This is a genomic window from Mesorhizobium sp. B2-4-3 (genome assembly GCF_006442815.1).
Taxonomy (GTDB): Bacteria; Pseudomonadota; Alphaproteobacteria; order Rhizobiales; family Rhizobiaceae; genus Mesorhizobium.
In genome coordinates this window covers 70,946-88,621 of the sequence record NZ_VFVL01000027.1, presented here as the reverse complement: position 1 = coordinate 88,621, position 17,676 = coordinate 70,946, and the positions used below count along the sequence as shown (strand labels likewise).

16 protein-coding genes and 1 pseudogene are annotated in these 17,676 nt (G+C 64.2%); 9 read left to right on the top strand and 8 right to left on the bottom strand.

Translation table 11 applies throughout. The features are described from left to right. Positions 1–249: 249 nt before the first annotated feature. From FJ956_RS22905 to rpsF, 7 genes are all read right to left on the bottom strand, one after another. Positions 250–1,740, bottom strand: coding sequence for a replicative DNA helicase (locus tag FJ956_RS22905; protein ID WP_140680064.1), 1,491 nt, complete (start codon positions 1,738–1,740; stop codon positions 250–252). A gap of 596 nt (positions 1,741–2,336) precedes the next feature. Then, positions 2,337–3,302 (bottom strand): small ribosomal subunit Rsm22 family protein, encoded by a 966-nt coding sequence (locus tag FJ956_RS22900; RefSeq protein WP_140680062.1) that lies wholly within the window; start codon positions 3,300–3,302, stop codon positions 2,337–2,339. A 1-nt stretch (position 3,303) separates the two neighbouring features. Then, positions 3,304–3,627 carry a YnfA family protein gene (locus FJ956_RS22895; RefSeq protein ID WP_140680060.1) on the bottom strand — a complete coding sequence of 108 codons (324 nt, stop codon included), beginning with the start codon at positions 3,625–3,627 and terminating at the stop codon, positions 3,304–3,306. A 67-nt stretch (positions 3,628–3,694) separates the two neighbouring features. After that, positions 3,695–4,981, bottom strand: coding sequence for a cyclopropane-fatty-acyl-phospholipid synthase family protein (locus tag FJ956_RS22890; protein ID WP_140680057.1), 1,287 nt, complete (start codon positions 4,979–4,981; stop codon positions 3,695–3,697). Positions 4,982–5,211: 230 nt separating this feature from the next. After that, positions 5,212–5,796 carry a 50S ribosomal protein L9 gene (gene rplI / locus FJ956_RS22885; protein WP_140680055.1) on the bottom strand — a complete coding sequence of 195 codons (585 nt, stop codon included), beginning with the start codon at positions 5,794–5,796 and terminating at the stop codon, positions 5,212–5,214. Positions 5,797–6,012: 216 nt separating this feature from the next. Then, complete coding sequence (rpsR, locus tag FJ956_RS22880; RefSeq protein WP_006203718.1) at positions 6,013–6,261, bottom strand: 30S ribosomal protein S18; 249 nt, start codon at positions 6,259–6,261, stop codon at positions 6,013–6,015. Beyond that, positions 6,261–6,752: a 30S ribosomal protein S6 gene (gene rpsF, locus FJ956_RS22875; RefSeq protein ID WP_140680053.1), complete on the bottom strand. Its 492-nt coding sequence runs from the start codon at positions 6,750–6,752 to the stop codon at positions 6,261–6,263. Before rpsF ends, rpsR begins: the two co-directional genes overlap by 1 nt. A gap of 466 nt (positions 6,753–7,218) precedes the next feature. Between rpsF and FJ956_RS31135 the strand changes: the two are divergent. After that, positions 7,219–7,323, top strand: a pseudogene (locus tag FJ956_RS31135) (hypothetical protein); the annotation flags it as partial. Between the two features lie 1,631 nt (positions 7,324–8,954). On the opposite strand, the gene FJ956_RS22865 reads toward FJ956_RS31135, so the two are convergent. Beyond that, positions 8,955–10,898, bottom strand: coding sequence for an LTA synthase family protein (locus tag FJ956_RS22865; protein ID WP_140680051.1), 1,944 nt, complete (start codon positions 10,896–10,898; stop codon positions 8,955–8,957). A gap of 258 nt (positions 10,899–11,156) precedes the next feature. Between FJ956_RS22865 and fabD the strand changes: the two genes are divergently transcribed. From fabD to FJ956_RS22825, 8 genes are all read left to right on the top strand, one after another. Continuing rightward, complete coding sequence (gene fabD, locus FJ956_RS22860; RefSeq protein ID WP_140680049.1) at positions 11,157–12,098, top strand: ACP S-malonyltransferase; 942 nt, start codon at positions 11,157–11,159, stop codon at positions 12,096–12,098. 69 nt (positions 12,099–12,167) lie between these two features. Further along, positions 12,168–12,389 carry a ribbon-helix-helix protein, CopG family gene (locus tag FJ956_RS22855; protein WP_140680047.1) on the top strand — a complete coding sequence of 74 codons (222 nt, stop codon included), beginning with the start codon at positions 12,168–12,170 and terminating at the stop codon, positions 12,387–12,389. After that, on the top strand, positions 12,373–12,639 hold the full coding sequence (locus tag FJ956_RS22850; RefSeq protein ID WP_140680044.1) for a type II toxin-antitoxin system RelE/ParE family toxin: 267 nt from the start codon (positions 12,373–12,375) through the stop codon (positions 12,637–12,639). Before FJ956_RS22855 ends, FJ956_RS22850 begins: the two co-directional genes overlap by 17 nt. 38 nt (positions 12,640–12,677) lie before the next feature. Beyond that, positions 12,678–13,415: a 3-oxoacyl-[acyl-carrier-protein] reductase gene (gene fabG, locus FJ956_RS22845; protein ID WP_140540844.1), complete on the top strand. Its 738-nt coding sequence runs from the start codon at positions 12,678–12,680 to the stop codon at positions 13,413–13,415. A 198-nt stretch (positions 13,416–13,613) separates the two neighbouring features. Then, positions 13,614–13,850 (top strand): acyl carrier protein, encoded by a 237-nt coding sequence (locus tag FJ956_RS22840; protein WP_006203723.1) that lies wholly within the window; start codon positions 13,614–13,616, stop codon positions 13,848–13,850. A gap of 34 nt (positions 13,851–13,884) precedes the next feature. Continuing rightward, the gene (gene fabF / locus FJ956_RS22835; protein ID WP_140680042.1) at positions 13,885–15,147 is read left to right on the top strand and encodes a beta-ketoacyl-ACP synthase II; all 1,263 of its coding nucleotides are present in this window, start codon (positions 13,885–13,887) and stop codon (positions 15,145–15,147) included. 243 nt (positions 15,148–15,390) lie between these two features. Next, the gene (mltG, locus tag FJ956_RS22830; RefSeq protein WP_246672134.1) at positions 15,391–16,590 is read left to right on the top strand and encodes an endolytic transglycosylase MltG; all 1,200 of its coding nucleotides are present in this window, start codon (positions 15,391–15,393) and stop codon (positions 16,588–16,590) included. Positions 16,591–16,781: 191 nt separating this feature from the next. Next, positions 16,782–17,672, top strand: coding sequence for a YicC/YloC family endoribonuclease (locus tag FJ956_RS22825; protein WP_140680037.1), 891 nt, complete (start codon positions 16,782–16,784; stop codon positions 17,670–17,672). Positions 17,673–17,676: the final 4 nt, after the last annotated feature.

Here is a 17,676-nt window from a genome sequence, read left to right as displayed (position 1 = left end):
AACCTCCCCGCGCAAAACGCACGAAACTGTTCGCGATGTCTTCGCACACCTGTTCGCGATGTCCCCAGTCCATACAGGGGGGAGATCGGACGGCGCGACGGGTTTCGCCAATTTTCAACGTTGCAAGAAAGAGTGCCGGCGAAGGCGGCAGCTAATCTCCCCCCTTGTGGGGGAGATGTCCGGCAGGACAGAGGGGGGCGCCATAGAGCGCCAACGCTCGTCACTTTTGCTGTGGTCCCGACCAAGCCTCTACTCAAACCTCTCCGGCAGATGGTGCTCTTCGGCCAGATCCGAGAACCGCGTGAATTCACCATGGAAGGCGAGGCTGACGGTGCCGGTCGGCCCGTGGCGCTGCTTGGCCACGATGCACTCGGCCTTGCCGCGCGCCTCGTTCATCTCGTTTTCCCACTTGACGTATTCCTCGGTGCCGAGCTTCGGCTCGCGGTTCTTGAGGTAATATTCCTCGCGATAGACGAACAGCACCACGTCGGCGTCCTGCTCGATGGAGCCGGATTCGCGCAGGTCCGACAGCTGCGGGCGCTTGTCGTCGCGGCTTTCCACCTGGCGCGACAGCTGCGACAGCGCGATGATCGGCACGCCGAGCTCCTTGGCCAAAGCCTTCAGGCCCGTGGTGATCTCGGTGATTTCCTGCACGCGGTTCTGCGAAGCCTTGGCGCTCGAACCCTGCATCAGCTGGATATAGTCGATGACGATGAGGTCGAGGCCGCGCTGGCGCTTCAGGCGCCGCGCGCGGGCGGAAAGCTGCGCGATCGAGATACCGCCGGTCTGGTCGATGAACAGCGGGATCTTCTGCATCGTCTGCGAGCAGGCGACGAGCTTCTCGAAATCCATCTCGGTGATCTCGCCGCGGCGGATTTTTGACGACGAGATCTCGGTCTGCTCGGAGATGATGCGGGTGGCGAGCTGCTCCGACGACATTTCGAGCGAGAAGAAGCCGACGACGCCGCCATTGGCGGCTTTGAAGCTGCCATCGGCCTGCTGCGCCGGAACGTAAGCCTCGGCGATGTTGAAGGCGATGTTGGTGGCGAGCGAGGTCTTGCCCATGCCCGGACGTCCGGCGAGGACGATCAGGTCGGAGGGCTGCAGGCCGCCCATGCGGCGATCGAGGTCGCGCAAGCCTGTGGCGATGCCCGACAGGTGGCCGTCGCGCATATAGGCGGCGTTGGCCATGTCGACGGCGGTCTTGACCGCATCGTTGAAGCTCTCGAAGCCGCCATCATAGCGGCCGGTCTCGGCAAGCTCGAACAGCCGCCGCTCGGCGTCCTCGATCTGGTCGGACGGCGACATGTCGACCGGCGCGTCATAGGCGATGTTGACCATGTCCTCGCCGACGGTGATCAGCGCGCGGCGCGTCGCAAGGTCGTAGATGGCGCGGCCATAGTCGGTGGCGTTGACGACGGTGACGGCCTCGACGGCGAGGCGCACGACATATTGCGCCACCGTCATGTCGCCGACCTTCTCGTCGGCCGGCAGGAAGGTCTTGAGCGTGATCGGCGTCGCGATCTTGCCCATGCGGATGAGCTCGGCAGCGATCTCGAAGATGCGGCGGTGCAGCGGCTCATGGAAATGCGCCGGCTTCAGGAAATCCGAGACGCGGTAGAACGCGTCGTTGTTGACAAGGATGGCGCCGAGCAGCGCCTGCTCGGCCTCGATGTTGTTCGGTGCCTCGCGATAAAGCGGCGTTTCCGCCGCGCCGAATTTCAGTGCCGCCTCTGCCATGATATCCCCGATTTCGATCCCGCTGTCCTCGATACCAGAACGGGAAGATTCGGTGCTGACCTTTCTGCAACACTCCTCGGCCCAACCAGCTTGATGCCCAATGTTCACAGGATCGGCAAACCATCCACAGGACAGTATTCCGGTGGCCCGATTCCGGTTGACTCGGCAAGGGACGATTCTTAGTTGCGAATATGGAACGAAGCAAGAACATTTTGGGTGGCCGATAGCCGCCGGAGGCTCGTACACAACCGATCAGCCGCATCCGCTCGCGCAGAGAATCGCGGACGTCCGAGATTAGCCGAGGCGCCCGAATTTCGTCATCCACGGGCGGAGCAAGGAGCGAAGCGACGCGCGCAGACCCGAGGATCCATTCCGTGACCTGTGAGCATCGCGGCGATGCAGAACGGCTCTGTCCTGCGCCGCTTTTATTCCTCGGGCGAGGTAACGGCATGGATTCTATGGTCTGCGCTCGTCGCTTCGCTCCTTGCTCCGCCATAGAATGACGACCTGAGAAGCGCTTCGGCTAATCGCCAAAGTAGCGACTCTACCAACCTATCGACTATGCGAGGTCTCCCGATGCCTCCGGCCTACGCGGCCTATCCCACCGCATCGCCCCAGTCAGCCCGTCGCGCCGCCTTGAAGGCATCGCCGTCGCGCTTGCTGAACAGGCGCTCGCCGGCGCTGCCGTCCGGCCGGCACAGTTTCAGCACCACCTTGCCGGAGCCGCCCTTAGGCGGCGCGATCACCCGTGCGGCGCGCGCCGGCGCCGGTTGCCGGGAAGCGGCGAGGTAAATGAACTTCTCGTCTTCCCACGGCACCTCGGCTTCCTTGACGAGACGATGCAGGCGCGAACGCGCGACGCGGCGTGCGAAATGGCACCAGTCGGGCGGCGTGAGCGGGCAAGGCACCGCATGCGGGCAGGGCGCCAGCAGGTGCGCTCCCGCCTCGATCAGTTGTTGCCGTCCCGCAAGGATGCGCCGCCAGCCGGCGGGCGTGCCGGGCTCGACGAGGATCAGCGTGTCGGCCGTGAGCCGCCAGAGGCGGTCGATGAGCTTCGGCAGCGATAAAGGCGCGATCTCGTCCAGCACATAGGCGGCGCTGACGAGGTCGGCGGGCATGACGCCGTCGAGATCGATCGTCGCGTCGCCGGCGACCCAGTCGGCGCGGACGGCAATCGCGCCTTCCGCGAGCGACTGGCCGACCTTGCGCACGGCAGCGCTTGCCTCGACCAGCACCGCCCGTTCCAGCGTAGGCCAGGCGTCAGTCGTGGCCCAAAGCATGGTGCCAGGTCCGGCGCCGATATCGAGCAGGCTTTCCGGCCGGAAGTCGGGGCGGGCCTCGCTCAACGCCTCGAGGCTGGCGCGCACGGCAGCATAGGTGGCGGGCAGCCGAGTCGCCAGATAGGCCTTGACCGCCATCTCCTCGCCCATATGCAGGCGGCCGTCGCGCAGCTCGGCGCGGTAGCGTTCGGAAAGCGTCTTTGCGGCCTGTTTCAGCGCTGGCAGCGGCACCTTCTCGAGCAAGCTGTCGACGCCTTGCCGGAGCGGGGCGGGCAGTTCCATTTCAGGCTCCCCTCGGCGCGAGCAGGATGACCGAGGCGCCGACGATGCAGAGCGCGGCGCCGGCCAGATCCCAGCGGTCGGGACGCACGCCTTCGACCAGCCACAGCCAGCCGAGCGAGGCGGCGATGTAGATGCCGCCATAGGCGGCATAGGCGCGGCCCGCCGCGTCCGTCTCGACCAGCGTCAGAAGCAAGGCGAACAGCGCCAGCGAGGCGAAACCGGGAAGAAGCCAGAGCGCCGACTTTTCCAGCCGCCACCACGCCCAGAACGAAAAGCAGCCGGCGATTTCGGCAAGCGCGGCTGCGATGTAGATGAGATAGGTCATGAAAAAGGTCTCGCGAACGAGACCTTTTTCATGGCGTCAGGCCGCAATGGCAAGCGGCAATGCGTGTCTACTCCACCTTCTTGCGGCGGGTCGGCTTGGCGGGGGCCGGCGCCGCCGGCTCCTGATGGCCGATATCGCGCAGCTCCAGCGCCTTCTCGCATTTGGCCATGTAGTCGCGCGTCACCGGCAGCGTGTCGTTCTTCTTGGCGAGCTGGAACTGGAAGATCACCAGATCCTGCCAGCGGAAAGCGGCCTCCGAGGCGGCGAGATAGAATTCCCACATGCGACAGAAGCGTTCGTCATAGATCGCCTTGGCCTTGTCGCGGTTGGCGGCGAAGCGCTCGCCCCAGTGCCTGAGCGTGTCGGCATAGTGCAGCCGCAGGATTTCGATGTCGGTGACGACGAGGCCCGACTTCTCGATCGCCGGCATCACCTCCGACATCGCCGGAATGTAGCCGCCCGGGAAGATGTATTTGCGGACGAAGGCGCTGGTCGCCCACGGTACGCCGGAACGGCCGATCGTGTGCAGCAGCATCACCCCGTCCGGCTTGAGCAGAGTTGAGGCCTTGTCGAAGAAGGTGCGGTAGTGGTTGACGCCGACATGCTCGAACATGCCGACCGAGACGATCCGGTCGAAGCGTTCGTTCAGCGCGCGGTAGTCTTTGAGCTCGAAATGCACCCGGTCCTGGAGACCCAGCGCGTGGGCGCGGTCGGTGGCGACACCATGCTGTTCGGTGGACAGCGTGACGCCCTGCACGTCGACGTCGAAAGCTTTGGCGAGATAGAGGCCGAGGCCGCCCCAGCCGGAGCCGATGTCGAGCACGGTCTGGCCTGCCTTGAGCCGGAGCTTGGCGGCGATATGGCGTTTCTTGGCGGCCTGCGCTTCGTCCAGCGTCATGTCCGGCTGCTCGAAATAGGCGCAGGAATATTGCATGTCCTCGTCGAGGAAGAGCTTGTAGAGCTCGCCGGAGAGATCGTAATGGCGCTGCACGTTGCGGCGCGAGCGTGTTGCCGTATTGATCTGCTGCAGCCGGCGGAAGGCGTGGCGCAGCCCCTCGATCGCCTTCGACCACGACACGTCGATGCCGCTCGAGCCCATATTCTGGAAAGCGATGCGCATCAGCCCGAGAACGCCGCCCTCGGGAACATCCAGCTCGCCGTCCATATAGGCTTCAGGCACCGCAAGCATCGGGTCGAAACTTATGGCACGCTCGGCATGTGTGGTCTTGATGTGGATCCGCACCGGCTCGCCGCTGCCGTCGCCGAATTTGTGCGTCGTGCCCTTTGGGCCGGTCACCTTGAGGTCGCCGACCCGAACCAGGCGTTCGAGAACGTGTTTCAACAGGATATTCATGACCAAATGTCCCCTCAGTCGGATCACCCGGTAATCGGACTGGAATGCCAGATCGAAATGCCTCAGCGCGTCGCCCGCGTCCAATCGACGCGCCACGCTGTAATGTGCACAAGATATAGGGTGTCGAAAAGTTCCTTTTGGCACAAAAAAGCCCGGGTCGGAGACCCGGGCGTTGGTCCAGAAATCCTGGACGTCTGCGAACCGAAGCGACGCTTCGGATGATGTGCCGGTCAGGCGCTCTCTTCGCCGCCTTCGAATTCGGCGTTCGGGTCGAAGAAATTCTCGGGCCGGGCGTTGTCGTTGATGTCTTCGCCATAGATGGCTTCGGCTGTGGTCAGCATCTCGCCCTTTGACTGGCGCTCCGCCTCGTCGGCCGAACGGGCGACGTTGAGGGTCACCGTGACCTCGACTTCCGGATGCAGCGCGATCGCCACATTGGAGAGGCCGATGGTCTTGATCGGCTGGTTGAGCTCGATCTGGTTGCGGTTGACGGTGAAGCCTTCCGCGATTAGCAGATCGGCGATGTCGCGGGTCGACACCGAGCCGTAGAGCTGGCCGGTCTCGCCGGCCGAGCGCACCACGATGAAGCTCTTGCCGTCGAGCTTCTCGGCGACCTGTGCGGCTTCCGACTTACGTTCCAGGTTGCGGGCTTCGAGCTGGGCGCGCTGGCCCTCGAACTTCTTCTTGTTGCCTTCGTTGGCGCGCAGCGCCTTGCCCTGCGGCAACAGGAAATTGCGGGCGAACCCGTCCTTGACCTTGACGGTCTCGCCCATCTGGCCGAGGCGGGAAATGCGCTCGAGGAGAATGACTTCCATGGTTTCGTTCCTTCGGTTGGCGCCGGTCGCAAGACTGGCGCAATGATCTGGAACAGGTCAGGAAGCTCTTTGCGGCGCTCGCCGCTCTTGTCGCTGTCCTGCCTGTGCTGGCAGTTAGAGGCCATCCGGCCCCAACTCGGGATTTGACTTGAACCGCGGCGCCCGTCGCCGTGGGTGGGATGCGGGCGGCAAGCGCCCGCATCGAACTTTCAGGCCTCAGCGAACCACGTAGGGCAGCAGGCCGAGGAAGCGGGCGCGCTTGATCGCCTTGGCGAGCTCGCGCTGCTTCTTCTGGCTGACGGCGGTGATGCGCGAGGGCACGATCTTGCCGCGTTCGGAAATGTAGCGCTGCAGGAGACGCACATCCTTGTAGTCGATCTTCGGAGCGTTGGCGCCGGAGAACGGGCAGGTCTTGCGGCGGCGATGGAACGGACGCCGGGTCGGGATCTGGTTGATGTCGACCATTATTCTGCACCTCCTTCAACGCCTTCGCGCGGACGGCGCGGACCACGGTCGCCACCGCCATCGCGGTCGCCACCGAAGCTGCGCGGCGGACGATCGCCGCGATCACGGTCGCCGAAGGAACGTGGGCCACGGTCGCGGTCGCCGAAGCCGCCGCGCTCGGAACGCTCTTCGCGCTTCTGCATCATCGCCGAGACGCCTTCCTCATGCGCTTCCACCTTGATGGTGAGGAAGCGAAGGACGTCTTCCGACAGGCCCATCTGGCGCTCCATTTCGTTGAGCGCGGCCGGCGGGCAGGTGATGTCCATCAGCGTGTAGTAAGCCTTCCGGTTCTTCTTGACCCGGTAGGTGAGGGACTTCAGCCCCCAGTTCTCGATCCGGCCGACCGATCCGCCATTCGCGGTGATGACGCCCTTGTACTGTTCGACAAGCGCGTCAACCTGCTGCTGCGACAGGTCCTGCCGGGCAAGAAACACATGTTCGTAAAGAGCCATTATGTTTTAGTGCCTTTCTTCGTTTCTCTCACCGGCCCTCGCGGCTAAGCCTCTGCAACTTGTCTGACCCGATCGCGAAAGAGCGGGGAAGAAAGGAGCATCACGAGACGGTCGAGAGCGGAGACACGGGAGGCTGGAAGCCCTTTTTGGCTTCGTGTCGCGACCTTCGAAAAGGCCACGGCCCTCCGTTCAGCCCCCAGCAAGGACCGGCAGATTGCGCGGGTCTATATAGCAATTCGCCAGGAAGGCAAGGCCCGGCAGGTGTCAGGTGAGATTCTGGCGTGTCGCAGCCTCCAGAAGAACGCAAAGGTCAGCCGGCACTCGATTTTATCGATTTTCCAGTAATCGGACTTTAACCACCCCATAAGGTTGTAGCGGGTTGTAACCACCCGTTTATCATGAAAGGCGCATGAGAGGCACGCGGGCCGCAAGGCGGCGGAAAATCGAGCAATTCCAGGGGTAGGGAATGCTTCTCAGGCAGTTTTGGCGCTCAAGGCGCGGCAATTTCTCGTTGATGCTGGCGGTGGGCGTGCCTGCCATGTTGGGGGCGGTGGCCTTTGCCACCGATGTCTCCACCCTGATGCGGGCAAAAAGCAATCTGCAGACCGCGCTGGACGCCGCAAACCTCGCCTCCTCGCATCTGGGCGACGCCGAGGTGACGCGCAATGATGCCTTCAACAGCTATTTCCAGGCCAATGTCGCCAGCCATGGCGAACTCTCCAACGCCAAGGCCACGCTCACCGTCGACAGGGGCGTCAACTTCGTCAAGACCAGGGCCACGGCCTCGGCCGACGTCAATCTCAACTTCGCGTTCCTGTTTGGCGCCGAAAAGCATATCAGCGTCGACGCTTCGGCGGTCGAATCGAACAATCAGCTCGAAGTGGTGCTGGTGCTCGACAACACCGGCTCGATGGCCGGCGCGCGCATCACCGCGCTCCGGACCGCGTCCAAGTCGCTGCTCGATTATCTCGAGGCGGTCAAGTCGCCGACCCGGTCCGTGCGGGCCTCGCTGGTGCCCTTCGTCACCGCCGTCAACGTCAACGGCCCCGAATTCGATCCGTCCTGGATCGATATGGACGGCAAGTCGTCCACCAACGGCGTCAACTTTCCGGTCATCGACGGCAAGCGACCGAACCATATGGCGCTGTTCAGGCAGCTCGGCCAGAAGGGCGGATGGAGCAACACGGGCTGGAAGGGCTGCGTCGAGGCGCGGCCAGGCGCCTTGAACGTTTCCGACACGCCGCCGGACCCGTCGAAGCCCGATACGCTGTTCGTGCCGTATTTCGCGCCGGACGATCCCGACGTCGCCAAGAAGCCGTCGGCCTCGTATGGCAATTCGTCGACCGGCTACAACAATTCCTATCTCAACGACACGATCGACAAGACCAAGCTGAACCAGAACATACTGGGCATAGATCTGAGCGGGCTGCTGACGGGCGTGCTCAACGCGCTGCTCAGCGCGGATTTGACGACGATCGCCAAATACGTCGCCTCGACCGGCAAGGAAATCACCGAGGCCGGCAATCCGATCACCATCGGCCCGAACCGCGCCTGCCCGACGCCGATCGTTCCGCTGACCGACGACTTCGACAAGCTTCGCCAGGCAGCGAGCCAGATGAGCGAATGGAACGGCTCCGGCACCAACGTGTCGGAGGGCTTGAGCTGGGGCCAGCGGGTGTTGTCGCCGCAGCCACCCTACACCGACGCCGCTCCCTATAGGACGGCGGGCAAAGGTGGTGATGCTTTTGACCGATGGCGAGAACGTCGTCTACGGCGCATCAAACACGCCGCAGAAATCGGACTACACTTCCTATGGCTACCTCGCCAGCGGCCGTTTCGGTTCGAGCAACCAGGCGGCGGCGGCGCGCAACGTCGACGGCTGGACAAAGGATGTCTGCACGCAGCTGAAGAACCAGGGCGTGCAGATCTACACCATGGTGCTGCAGGCCGACACGGCGGCCAACCGCTCGCTCTACAGCGCCTGCGCGTCCGACCCGAGCGACTATTACGCCGTCGAGGACCCGGCCAAGCTGCCCAACGTCTTCCAGACCATCGCCAACAAGTTCTCCAGGCTGCAGCTCACCAACTGACGAGGGGCGCCGCGGCATGGGAACGCTCGTGGCGGAGTGGGCCCGCACGGTACTTTCAATTCAAGGCCTCTTTCGCCTCAACGATCGGCCATGGCGATGCCGCTCGCTCAGCTCAGCTCGTATGCGCGACCAGCTTGTCCACCGTCTCGGGGAAGAAATCGGGCGCCGAATGCCGCTTGCCGAACATCATGTCGTATTGGATGAGCCGGAAATCGTTGATCTTCGGATCGATCTGCTTCTGCCTCGCCCAATCCGGCGTCGCTTCGCCCGCGGGCGACAGGAGCAGGTTGCGGTCGACCACCCGGTAGTGTTCGCGCAGCGCGCCGAGGAAGCCGGTGTAATAGGGGTGGCTGATGCCTGCCGTGGTCAGGATATGGTAGGGCAGGAAGGCCGGGCTCACCGAGCCGATGTTCTCGACCGGACCGGAGCGGTTCGACCAGATGACCAAAGGCGTGTCGTGGTGTTCGAGCGCGGCGTCGCTAGGCTCCTTGCGCGGCGCGACATTGTCCTTGAGATAGCCCGTCTCGACATAGACCGGTCCCAGCGGCGGCAGATGGTCGCCGAAGAAGGCGATGATCGTCGGCCGCTGGCGCGCCTTCGCCCAGTCGATCAGGCGCTTAAGGCCATGGTCGGCGTCGGCCGAGCCTTCGGCATAGGAGAGCAGCGATTCCCGCGCCCAGGAGCTGATTGGCGCACCGACCGAATGCGTCGGGTTGCTGTAGCGGTAAGGCTCGTAAGGCCCATGGTTCTGCAGGCTGACGGCGAACAGGAACACCGGATCGTCGCTGGCGTCGGCCTCGCGGATGATCTCGTCGGTCATCGCCGCGTCGGAAGCCAGCGGCCCGCGCTTTTGCATCGGCGGCAGCGTCTCTTCGGAGCGGAAGTCGTTGAAGCCGAAATCGGCATAGACGGCGCCGCGGTTCCAGAACCAGTTGGTGCCGGGATGGATGGCCCGCGCCCGGTAGCCCTGGCTCTTCAGGAAGGTCGCCAGCGACGGGGTCGGGGTGCGCACATATTGCTGATAAGGGATCGAGCCAGCCGGCAGGAAGGCGTTGGAAAAGCCGGTCAGCGCCTCGAACTCGATATTGGCGGTCATGCCGCCGAACTCAGGCGAGAACATCGAGCCGGAGCGCAAGGCGCGCACTGTCGGGATCGGGTCGGGCTTGATGGCGACGCCAGGCAACTGCGTGGGATCCCAGAAGGATTCGCTCATCACCACCACGATATCCGGCTTCTCGTCCGGCACCGAAGCGGCGACGTCGGGGCGCTGGATCGCGGCCATCGTCTTTTCGGAGTAGCCGGGCGGCGCCGAGACATGCGCCATCGGCACGTTCATCGCGAAAGCCAGCGCAAAACCGTTGGAGGCATAGTTTTCCTTCTGGTCCCACATGATCGGGATGATCTGCAGCCGGTCGCGCGTCCACGAGAAGGTGGCGTAGTCCATGATCGAGACGAAGAAGGCGAGCAGCGGCACGGCAAGCACTAGCCGCGCCAGGCGGCCCTTGCGGCTGAGGATCGGCACCCGCCGGCGCCAGGTCCGCCAGCCGTAGACGAGCAGCGTCAGGCCGCCGACGATGCCGACCGCCAGCATGACGGCCGTCCACGGCCGCTCGCGCACCAGAAGCGGCATAAGCGCCACGATCTGGCGGGCGAACAGGAAATCCGTCGGATAGAGCGGATCGCCGAGATAGTGCGATTTCTGGTGGCCGACAAAGGCCAGCGCCAGCGTCAGCGGCGCCACGATCATCAGGCTCTGGTGGCTGCGCCCGAGGATGGCGTCGAGCCCGACCAGTACCAGGGCGAAGACGATGATGGTGGTCCAGCCCGGCTTGAAGGGCTGCAGGAAGAAATCGACCGTGCCGAAGAAATCGCCGCGCACGATCCATTCGATCGCGAACACGAGCAGTGCGGAAACCAGAAGCGTCGTCAGGCCGTAGCGTACGATCGGCCATGCCCGCCCCGGCAGGTAGCCGGTGGACGGATCGTCTTCCAAAAATTGCGGCGCGGGCTTTGCCGCGCCTTTCCTGATCCTTGCCACTTTGCTTCCCCGGCCCATGTCACGCGTCTTCCACACGCGTCACGCCACTGTCATCGAAATGTCACGCAAAGCTAGCGCCTGTGGCGGAAATAAGAAGAGCCAGCAAACTAAACGTGAGCGGTTTTCATCAGGTGTGATCGCCAAAAAACCTTTCGGAACAGGGAGTCAGCCAGGTTTTTCCGGCTGAAATGCTGGCTGAAGAGGCGCCCGCGGGCTTGACTTGGCTGTGCGCCTTGCGCCAGAGGCAAGAAAAACCAGCCTCTGGAGAGACCCAAAATGGCCGTCGCATTCACCTTTCCGGGACAGGGCAGCCAGGCCGCCGGCATGGGCAAGGATCTCGCCGATGCCTTCCCCGAAGCGCGCCGCGTCTTCGAGGAAGTGGACGCCGCGCTCGGCGAAAAACTGTCGAAACTGATCTGGGAAGGCCCTGAAGAGACGCTGACGCTGACCGCCAACGCGCAGCCGGCCTTGATGGCTGTTTCGCTGGCGGCGATGCGGGCACTTGAAGCGCGCGGCTTCTCGCTGAAGGATAGCGTGGCCTATGTCGCCGGTCATTCGCTCGGCGAATATTCCGCGCTTGCGGCGGCCGGCTTCGTTTCGGTCGGCGACGCGGCGAAGTTGCTGCGCACGCGCGGCAACGCCATGCAGGCGGCGGTGCCGGCCGGCGAGGGCGCCATGGCCGCGATCATCGGGCTGGAGCAGGCCGATGTCGAAGCCGCATGCGCGGAAGCGGCCAAAGGCTCGGTCTGTCAGATCGCCAACGACAATGGCGGTGGCCAGCTGGTGATCTCCGGCGCCAGACCGGCGGTCGAGCTGGCGGCGAAGTTGTGCACCGAAAAGGGCGCCAAGCGGGCGTTGATGCTGCAGGTTTCCGCCCCCTTTCATTCGGCGCTGATGACGCCGGCCGCCGACATCATGCGCGAGGCGCTGGCCGGTGTCACGAAATCTGCGCCGGCGGTTCCGATTGTCTCGAACGTCACCGTAACCCCGACCAGCGACCCGGACGAGATCGCCCGCCGCCTGGTCGAGCAGGTGGTCGCCCGCGTGCGCTGGCGAGAGACAGTGGAATGGTTTGGCGCCAACGGCGTCGCGAGCCTCTATGAAGTCGGCGCAGGCAAGGTGCTGTCGGGTCTGGCGCGCCGCATCGACCGCGACATCGCCACCGGCGCCATCGGCACGGCGGCGGAAGTCGAGGCGGCGCTGGCGGCGCTGGGGTGAAGTCGTCCTCTTCTCTTGAATTTTTGTTGCAATGGCGATACATGAATACATGTATTCACCGGGGTTCCCATGCCGACATCCGTCCGCCTTGCGCCTGAAATCGAAGAACGTTTGGAGTTTCTCGCCGCCAAGACCGGCCGCAGCAAAGCCTACTATTTGCGCGAGCTCATCGAACGTGGGCTCGAAGACGTGGAGGACTACTATCTCGCCGCCGAGGTTCTTGAGCGGATCAGGCGAGGCGAGGAAGATGTCGTGAAGAGCGAGGATTTCTGGCGTGGCCTGGACGCTTGAATATGCTCGTTCGGCCCGCAAGTTTGTCGAAAAACTAGACCCTCACACACGTAGCCGCATCCGCGACTTCATTGAAAACCGACTTGCCGAACTCGATAATCCTCGTGAGGTAGGCAAACCACTCAAGGGCCCGTTGGCGACATTCTGGAGGTACCGAGTTGGGGACTGCCGGATCATCTGCGATGTGCAAGACGCGCGGCTCGTCATTCTTGTCGTAGCGATTGGCCATCGAGGCGACGTCTACAGATAGCCTGGCATCTGACCTGTCCGACTTGAAAGGGAACAACAATGTTCGAATTGACCGGCCGCAAGGCGCTTGTCACCGGCGCAACGGGGGGCATCGGCGAAGCGATCGCCAGGGTGCTGCACAGCCAGGGCGCGATCGTCGGCCTGCACGGCACCCGTGTGGAGAAGCTGGAAGCCTTGGCGGGCGAATTGGGCGACCGCGTAAAACTGTTTCCGGCGGACCTGACCAACCGCGACGCGGTCAAGGCGCTCGGCCAGAAGGCTGAAGCCGACCTCGAAGGCGTCGATATCCTGGTCAATAATGCCGGCATCACCAAGGACGGCCTGTTCGTGCGCATGTCGGACGCCGACTGGGATTCGGTGATCGAGGTCAACCTCACCGCCGTGTTCCGGCTGACCCGCGAGCTGACCCATCCGATGATGCGCCGCCGCCATGGCCGCATCATCAACATCACCTCGGTGGTCGGCGTCACCGGCAATCCCGGGCAGACCAATTACTGCGCCTCCAAGGCCGGCATGATCGGCTTTTCCAAGTCGCTGGCGCAGGAAATCGCCACCCGCAACATCACCGTCAACTGCGTCGCCCCGGGCTTCATCGAATCGGCCATGACAGACAAGCTCAACGACAAGCAGAAAGAGACGATCATGGCCGCGATCCCGACCCGGCGCATGGGCACCAGCGTTGAAGTGGCGTCCGCCGTCGCTTATCTCGCCTCCAACGAGGCGGCCTATGTCACCGGCCAGACCATTCACGTCAACGGCGGCATGGCAATGATCTGAGGCAGGATGGGTGCCTGTGAAAACAGCCATTTCGGCTTGGACGCCCATCATTTTTCGTGTAATGCGGCCCGCAACCCGGCGGTTCGGGCAAAAACCGGTCCTGTGGCGTTGCGTTGCCCGCAAGACCATCTTTCAGCTTGATTAGCGGCATTCCGCCCGCTAACGAAGATAGACAACCTAAGACGAGGATTGCCCCAAATGAGTGACACCGCAGAGCGCGTCAAGAAGATCGTCATCGAGCATCTCGGCGTCGACGCCGACAAGGTGACGGAACAGGCGAGCTTCATCGACGATCTGGGCGCGGACAGCCTCGACACGGTCGAACTCGTCATGGCGTTCGAAGAAGAGTTCGGCGTCGAGATTCCTGACGATGCGGCCGAGACAATCCTGACCGTCGGCGACGCCGTGAAGTATATCGACAAGGCCTCGGCCTGATTTCTTTCGCAGGCATTACCGGGGAGGACCTGCGATGAGGCGTGTCGTCGTCACGGGCCTTGGCTTGCTTTCGCCGTTTGGCATGGGCGTCGAGCATAGCTGGCGGGAATTGCTCTCCGGCCGCAGCGCCTGCCGCCGCGTCACCGAATTCGAGGTGGACGATCTTGCCTGCAAGATCGCCCACATCATCCCGCGCGGCGACGGCTCGAATGGCACCTTCAATCCGGAGGCCGTGCTCGAGCCGAAGGAACTGCGCAAGATCGGCGAGTTCATTCTCTACGGCATCGCGGCCGCCGACGAGGCGCTGGCCGATTCCGGCTGGAAGCCTCAGACACATGAGGACCAGTGCGCCACCGGCGTTCTGATCGGCTCCGGCATCGGCGGCATCGACGGCATCGCCGAGAACGCGATGATCCTCAAGGAACGCGGCCCGCGCCGCATCAGCCCCTTCTTCATCCCCGGACAGATCATCAATCTGGTCTCGGGCCAGGTCTCCATCCGCCACGGCCTGAAAGGCCCGAACCATGCGGTGGTCACCGCCTGCTCGACCGGCGCGCACGCCATTGGCGACGCCGCCCGGCTGATCATGTGGGGCGATGCCGATGTGATGCTGGCCGGCGGCGCCGAGGCGCCGGTCACCCGGCTGTCGATTGCCGGCTTCGCCGCCTGCCGGGCGCTCTCCACCGAGCGCAACGACAGCCCCGAGACAGCTTCGCGTCCCTATGATCGCGACCGCGACGGCTTCGTCATGGGCGAGGGCGCGGGCGTCGTCGTCCTGGAAGAGCTGGAGCATGCCAAGGCGCGCGGTGCCAAGATTTATGCCGAGGTCACCGGCTATGGCCTGACCGGCGACGCCCACCATATCACCGCGCCGGCCGAAGACGGCGATGGCGCCTTCCGCTGCATGACGGCGGCGCTGAACCGGGCGAAACTTTCGCCGGCCGACGTCGACTACATCAACGCGCACGGCACCTCGACCATGGCCGACACGATCGAGCTCGGCGCGGTTGAGCGGCTGGTCGGCAATGCCGCCTCGAAGATCTCGATGTCGTCGACCAAGTCGTCGATCGGCCATCTGCTGGGCGCCGCGGGTGCCGCGGAAGCGATCTTCTCGATCCTCGCCATCCGCGACAACATCGCGCCGGCGACCATCAATCTCGACAATCCGGAACGCGAGACGGCGATCGATCTCGTGCCGAACAAGCCGCGCCAGCGCCAGATCGACGTCGCGCTGTCGAATTCCTTCGGCTTCGGCGGCACCAACGCCTCGCTCGTGTTCCAGCGTTACAATGGCTGAAAGGCCAATCGGAGCAATCCCGGGAAGAGTGCTCAGCGCTTTCCCTCTCGGGATTGCTCAGAAACCGACAACCAGCCGGCAGTCCCGCCATCTGCCGTCATTTTTGCCAAATTCTCCCCTAGCTTGTAGTCAGGGGATTCGTTGCAAGATCAGACGGTAGGGCGCGCCATGAGCACAAATCCTGGGAGCACAAATCCGGGCGGCGACGGGGATTTCGGACGGCAAGGCACAAAGGGGCCGATCATGCCGAAGACCGCGGCCGAGGCGTTGCGCCCGGAAGCCGGCACGCCGCCGCCGTCGAAGCGCTCGCGCGCCTCGCGCAGCCAGGTCGTCGTCTTCCTCAATTTCTTCCTCTCCATGGTCATCCTGGTCGTGCTCGCCTCGGGTGTCGCGCTCTATTTCGGCATGCAGGCTTTCGTCGAGCCCGGCCCATCCGCCAATGGCGACACCTTCCTGATCAAGCCGAGCACCGGCGTGCAGGAGATCGCCGACCAGCTGGAACGCCGCAACCTGATCAGCGATGCCCGCGTCTTCCGGCTGGGCGTACGCGCCACGGGCAATGAATCGGCGCTGAAGGCTGGCGAATACGCCATCAAGCCGCGCGCCTCGATGCGCGACATCATGGACCTCTTCAAGAGCGGCAAGTCGGTCATGTACTCGCTCACCATTCCCGAAGGGCTGACGGTCGAGCAGGCGCTGCAGCGCGTCGCCGATCAGGCGGCGCTGACTGGCGATATGCCGCCGGCCTTGCCGCCGGAGGGCAGCATCGCCACCGACACGCTGCGCTTCACCCGCGGCGCCACAAGGCAGCAGATGGTCGATAAGCTGATCGCCGACCAGAAGAAGCTGGTCGACGACGTCTGGTCGCACCGCGCGCCCGACCTGCCGATCGCCAACATCGACGACTTCGTCACGCTCGCCTCGATCGTCGAGAAGGAGACGGGCAGGAGCGACGAGCGCTCGCGCGTCGCCGCGGTGTTCCTCAACCGCCTAGCCAAGGGCATGCGGCTGCAGTCCGACCCGACCATCATCTACGGCCTCTTCGGCGGCAAGGGAAAGCCGGCGGACCGGCCGATCTACCAGTCGGACCTCGACAAGCAGACGCCCTACAACACCTACATGATCAAGGGGCTGCCGCCGACGCCGATCGCCAATCCGGGCCGCGCGGCGCTCGAAGCGGTCGCCAATCCGTCGAAGACCGACGACCTCTATTTCGTCGCCGACGGCAATGGCGGCCATGTCTTCGCGGCGACGCTGGAAGAGCATAACCAGAACGTTGCCCGCTACCGGACGCTGCAGAAGAAGCAGGCGGACGCCGCCGCCAAGGCTTCCGGCCAGACGACGGCGCCGGCCGCTCCCGATGGCGGCGCCGACAGCGGCGATGCCAGTGCCAATGGCGGCAGCGGCGAGAACGGCGACGCCGGCGGCGGCGACGCGCAATAGGCGCACTGCATGTCGCCCAAAAGTGCGCAGCGGTTTTGGGAAAACGACTTGCATCAGACGGAAGCACGCGTCCTTTGACGCGAGGCCGTATTCATGTTTTGAGGGGGGCGCCGGCCGATCGTCCGGCGATGTTTGGGGCGCGTAGCGTTGGGCCACCCATGCCTTGGCTGCGACAGGGGGACGACAGGGCAATGAGCCTGCAAAGCATGACCGGTTTTGCGCGGTCCGCCGCCGAAAGTGATGGCACCTCGGTGGCCTGGGAGGTGAAATCGGTGAACGGCAAGAGCGCCGAGGTGAGGCTGAGGTTGCCGCAGGGTTTCGACCGGCTGGAGACGGCGGTCCGGCAGACGGTTCAGAAGCGCTTTGCGCGCGGCAACTTCCAGGCGACGTTGACCGTCGGCCGCGCCGCCGCCAGGCAAGTCCAGCCGGTGGTCAACGAGGCGTTCCTCAAGGATCTGGCGGGGCTGGCCAAGCGTTTGCAGGAGCAGTTCGGCGCCGAGCCCGCCACCGCGGACGGCCTGCTTTCCCTGCGCGGAGTGCTCGACATCCCTGAGGCCGTGGAGACCGAGGAGGAGCGGGCTACCCTCGATGCCATGATCCTGTCGGCGCTCGAGGCGGCGCTCGCCGGCCTTGAACAGGCGCGCCTCAGTGAGGGCGCGGCACTTGGCGCGCTGCTTGCCGGCCATGTCGACACCATCGAGACGCTGACGCTGAAGGCGGAGGCCGACCCCTCGCGCGAACCCGCCGCGATCCGCGCGCGCATCGCCGAGCAGATGCGTCTGTTGATGGATGCCTCGGCCAATCTCGATGCCGTCCGGCTGCACCAGGAAGCGGCCTTCCTCGCCACCAAGGCCGACATCCGCGAGGAGATCGACCGGCTGAAGACACATGTCGCTTCGGCGCGGGCGCTGCTCAAAAGCGGCGGCGCCGTTGGCCGCAAGCTCGATTTTCTCGCGCAGGAATTCAACCGCGAATCGAATACGTTGTGCTCGAAGTCGAACGCCGCCGCGGTCACCGCGATCGGGCTGGAGCTCAAGGCTGTGGTCGACCAGTTTCGCGAACAGGTCCAGAATCTGGAGTGACGGG

Bases quoted from the DNA above. Each gene is read 5' to 3' on its own strand.
- FJ956_RS22905 (WP_140680064.1), bottom strand. From the start codon at position 1,740: ATGGCAGAGGCGGCACTGAAATTCGGCGCGGCGGAAACGCCGCTTTAT.
- FJ956_RS22900 (WP_140680062.1), bottom strand. From the start codon at position 3,302: ATGGAACTGCCCGCCCCGCTCCGGCAAGGCGTCGACAGCTTGCTCGAG.
- FJ956_RS22895 (WP_140680060.1), bottom strand. From the start codon at position 3,627: ATGACCTATCTCATCTACATCGCAGCCGCGCTTGCCGAAATCGCCGGC.
- FJ956_RS22890 (WP_140680057.1), bottom strand. From the start codon at position 4,981: ATGAATATCCTGTTGAAACACGTTCTCGAACGCCTGGTTCGGGTCGGC.
- rplI (WP_140680055.1), bottom strand. From the start codon at position 5,796: ATGGAAGTCATTCTCCTCGAGCGCATTTCCCGCCTCGGCCAGATGGGC.
- rpsR (WP_006203718.1), bottom strand. From the start codon at position 6,261: ATGGTCGACATCAACCAGATCCCGACCCGGCGTCCGTTCCATCGCCGC.
- rpsF (WP_140680053.1), bottom strand. From the start codon at position 6,752: ATGGCTCTTTACGAACATGTGTTTCTTGCCCGGCAGGACCTGTCGCAG.
- FJ956_RS22865 (WP_140680051.1), bottom strand. From the start codon at position 10,898: ATGGGCCGGGGAAGCAAAGTGGCAAGGATCAGGAAAGGCGCGGCAAAG.
- fabD (WP_140680049.1), top strand. From the start codon at position 11,157: ATGGCCGTCGCATTCACCTTTCCGGGACAGGGCAGCCAGGCCGCCGGC.
- FJ956_RS22855 (WP_140680047.1), top strand. From the start codon at position 12,168: ATGCCGACATCCGTCCGCCTTGCGCCTGAAATCGAAGAACGTTTGGAG.
- fabG (WP_140540844.1), top strand. From the start codon at position 12,678: ATGTTCGAATTGACCGGCCGCAAGGCGCTTGTCACCGGCGCAACGGGG.
- FJ956_RS22840 (WP_006203723.1), top strand. From the start codon at position 13,614: ATGAGTGACACCGCAGAGCGCGTCAAGAAGATCGTCATCGAGCATCTC.
- fabF (WP_140680042.1), top strand. From the start codon at position 13,885: ATGAGGCGTGTCGTCGTCACGGGCCTTGGCTTGCTTTCGCCGTTTGGC.
- mltG (WP_246672134.1), top strand. From the start codon at position 15,391: ATGCCGAAGACCGCGGCCGAGGCGTTGCGCCCGGAAGCCGGCACGCCG.
- FJ956_RS22825 (WP_140680037.1), top strand. From the start codon at position 16,782: ATGAGCCTGCAAAGCATGACCGGTTTTGCGCGGTCCGCCGCCGAAAGT.